Genomic DNA, 3,277 nt, shown 5'->3' on the forward strand with positions numbered 1-3,277 from the left:
TTGGTACATGGGGTCAATTTAGACTGGCACGAGGGGGCAACGCTCACTGGATTTTCCATCAATGATTATCTTCTGAATATACTCCCTGTCGGGACAAGATAGTTTTGGCTCATTCTTCTTAAAGTCCCAGTCTTCAAGATTAACTGATATACCAAGACTTTGATAACTTCGTTTACCATCCTTGCTAACTCGTAACATAAGGGGATGTCTGCCATCTTTTTGAGGTCTGTACTTGTAACATACAACGCTAACTGTAATGTTCATAACACTGATTGTTGCTAACGTTCTTGCTAACATCTCTGCTAACATTAGCTATCAAAATACCTCATTTTAGGGCATAAAAAAAGACACCCGTATTTCTACAAGTGTCCTGTTATCAGAGCGGAAGACGGGGCTCAAACCCGCGACCCTCAGCTTGGAAGGCTAATGCTCTATCAACTGAGCTACTTCCGCAAAGTATGTGGGCAGTGAAGGATTCGAACCTCCGAAGACGTAAGTCAGCTGAGTTACAGTCAGCCCCAGTTGGCCACTTTGGTAACTGCCCTTTTATCTTTAGCGAATGCAAAGGTAATATATTTATTTATTCCTCCAAATTTCTGCGGTAAAAATCTATCATTTTTAGTGCTGTGATTGCGCATTCATCCCCTTTGTTACCATGACGACCACCGGCACGTTCTTCAGCCTGCTGCATATTGTCAGTGGTCAACAGCCCGAATATGAACGGTATATCGTAACGGATATTCATATCGGCGATACCTTGCGTTACACCGCTGCAAACATAGTCGAAATGCGGAGTATCTCCTCTGACTACACAGCCCAATGCGATTACTGCATCTATTCCTTTATTTTCTACCATATGCTTCGAGCCGAATATCAGTTCGAAACTACCCGGAACAAAATCAATCAGGATATTTTCTTTTTTTACTCCATGCTTTATCAGTGTATTGAAAGCGCCCTGGAGTAGGGGAGTGGTTACAGTTTCGTTCCATTCCGAAACTACAATCCCTATTTTCATATCTTCACCGTTAGGAACTGTTTCGGGATTATAAGATGATAAGTTGTGATATGCTGTTGCCATAATTATTCTGTTTATTTTTGAGCAAAGATAAGTTTTTTTTAAATACGTATGCTTCTTATTCCTTTATGCTATCGAGCAAATTATCAGCCAGGCGGCTTGCCCCTATACGGAAATACTCATTGTTTAAATATTCTTCGCCCAGGACCTCTTTTACAATCGTGTAATACTTAACGGCATCTGCGGTGGTAGAGATGCCTCCCGATGCTTTAAAACCTACTTTACGGCCTGTTTTCGCCGTATATTCCCTGATGGCTGTACACATTACATATGCGGCTTCCAGACTAGCGCCTTCGTAACCTTTACCTGTAGATGTCTTGATAAAGTCAGCTCCCGAATAGAGGGCCAGAAGGGAGGCTTTCATTATGTTTCTGGCAGATTTCAGCGCCCCTGTTTCCAGTATGACCTTTAATTTTGCTTCACGGCAGGCATGTTTTATTTCGTCTATTTCCTCGCTTAGTTCCTCATAGTTTTCATCCATGAAAAAGCCCAGATTGAGGACTATGTCGATTTCGTCCGCGCCACTGGCTACCGCGAGTGCCGTTTCCGCTATTTTCACTTCTGTAAATGTTTGTGACGAAGGGAATCCTCCGGCAACAGAAGCAATTTTCACGTCGGCGGTAAGGGCTTCCTTCACAGTCTCTATGAAGTTGGGATAAACGCAGATAGCAGCTACATTTGCCAGGTCGGAAGCTCCATCCTGCCCGTTGACCTTTTCGGTAAACTTCCAGATGTCTTCACGGGTATCGGTCGCGTTCAGCGAGGTAAGGTCTATGCACGAATACAGCCTTTTGTACACCTCTCTATTGTCATTCTGGGCGAATTTCTTACTGATTATTTCCTCTACTTTTTCAGCTATATCAGCATCTTTGAGGTCTGTTTTATACTTTTTCAGTGTATCGGTATATTTATTTATTTCTGCCATATTATTATATTTAAAAATTTCATATTTCAAGATTTCAGAATTTACAAAATCAGATATATCAATGTAAATAATTTCTTACTGAAGTAATAGGTAGCTCCATGATCTTATTTCAATTTTTCATTGTTTTTATGTCTGTCCCTATCCCTGTTCGTTTTCTTTTCCAGATTTTTTTGAAAAGCCTCTGCCAGGTTTATTCCTGTCTGGTTGGCTAAACATATCAGTACCCAGAGCACATCAGCCATCTCGTCCCCCAGATCTTTACCGAGGTCGGATTTCTTGAATGACTGATCGCCATATGTGCGCGCCATAATACGCGCCAGTTCACCTACCTCTTCGGTGAGGATGGTCATATTCGTCAGTTCGCTGAAATAGCGGACTCCGATTGTTTTTATCCAGTTATCAACTGCCAGTTGAGCTTCTTCTATTGTCATTTTTAGTTACGAGTTAGTTTGCCCTTTGGGCAGTTACAGGTTATGAGTCAACGAGTTATGAATTATGGACTTGCCTGCACCATTTTCCTCTTTTCATTCTTTTACTTTAGAGTCTATCCATATCGTTACAGGACCGTCATTTATCAGTTCTACCTGCATATTTGCCCCGAATTCGCCAGTGCCTATATTTTTACTCAGCTTTTGGCTCAAAGTATTGCAAAATGCTTCGTAGAGCGGGATGGCTGTATCGGGCTTCGATGCACGGATATAAGACGGGCGATTTCCTTTCCTGGTCGATGCATGCAGTGTGAATTGCGAGACCACCAGCATATCGGCGTCCGTGTCCAGGGCAGAGAGATTCATTACGCCGTCTTTGTCATCAAAGATACGAAGGTTTGTTATTTTATTACAGAGCCATTCTATATCTTCTTTGTTGTCGTTGTCTTCTATCCCGAGTAAGATAAGAAGCCCTTTTCCTATCTGCGATTTTATGCTGTTTTCTATTGTTACGGATGCTTTTGCAACACGTTGTATCAATACTCTCATTATTCTTCTTGTTTTAGCTTCGCCTGCAAATGATTTTTCTGAAAAAGTAACATGGAAAATAATTAAGAATTAAGAATGAAAAATTAATAATCCGTTTGTTTGCAGCTTTTGTATAAAACTTGACAAACCTGACACTTTTTACAGTATTTTTCTATCCTTATTATAGCTAAGTCTTTTGTCTGACTGTTTCTAACAGACCTGTAACAAAGGATTGTCTCTGCAAAGGACTCTAAAAGGTAACAAAGGTAAATGGTATTTGTAATCAATTGATAATAAATACATAAGCCTACTTTTTGAAAA

The 3,277-nt window shown here is 40.7% G+C and carries 5 protein-coding genes and 2 tRNA genes; all 7 read right to left on the bottom strand.

The window, feature by feature from the left end:
* Positions 1-18: 18 nt before the first annotated feature.
* Positions 19-309: an Arm DNA-binding domain-containing protein gene (locus ACFO6W_RS18030; RefSeq protein WP_379998965.1), complete on the bottom strand. Its 291-nt coding sequence runs from the start codon at positions 307-309 to the stop codon at positions 19-21.
* 71 nt (positions 310-380) lie between these two features.
* A tRNA-Gly gene (locus ACFO6W_RS18035) sits at positions 381-453 on the bottom strand.
* Positions 454-461: 8 nt separating this feature from the next.
* Positions 462-544: transfer RNA gene (locus ACFO6W_RS18040), tRNA-Tyr, on the bottom strand.
* A gap of 36 nt (positions 545-580) precedes the next feature.
* Positions 581-1,078 carry a 6,7-dimethyl-8-ribityllumazine synthase gene (gene ribH / locus ACFO6W_RS18045; protein ID WP_006800707.1) on the bottom strand — a complete coding sequence of 166 codons (498 nt, stop codon included), beginning with the start codon at positions 1,076-1,078 and terminating at the stop codon, positions 581-583.
* Positions 1,079-1,133: 55 nt separating this feature from the next.
* Positions 1,134-2,000 carry a deoxyribose-phosphate aldolase gene (gene deoC / locus ACFO6W_RS18050; RefSeq protein WP_379998967.1) on the bottom strand — a complete coding sequence of 289 codons (867 nt, stop codon included), beginning with the start codon at positions 1,998-2,000 and terminating at the stop codon, positions 1,134-1,136.
* Positions 2,001-2,104: 104 nt separating this feature from the next.
* Positions 2,105-2,431, bottom strand: coding sequence for a nucleotide pyrophosphohydrolase (locus ACFO6W_RS18055; protein WP_379998969.1), 327 nt, complete (start codon positions 2,429-2,431; stop codon positions 2,105-2,107).
* A 93-nt stretch (positions 2,432-2,524) separates the two neighbouring features.
* Positions 2,525-2,977, bottom strand: coding sequence for a D-aminoacyl-tRNA deacylase (gene dtd, locus ACFO6W_RS18060; RefSeq protein ID WP_379998971.1), 453 nt, complete (start codon positions 2,975-2,977; stop codon positions 2,525-2,527).
* Positions 2,978-3,277: the final 300 nt, after the last annotated feature.

This window comes from Dysgonomonas termitidis, assembly GCF_042654545.1.
Classification (GTDB): Bacteria; Bacteroidota; Bacteroidia; order Bacteroidales; family Dysgonomonadaceae; genus Dysgonomonas; species Dysgonomonas termitidis.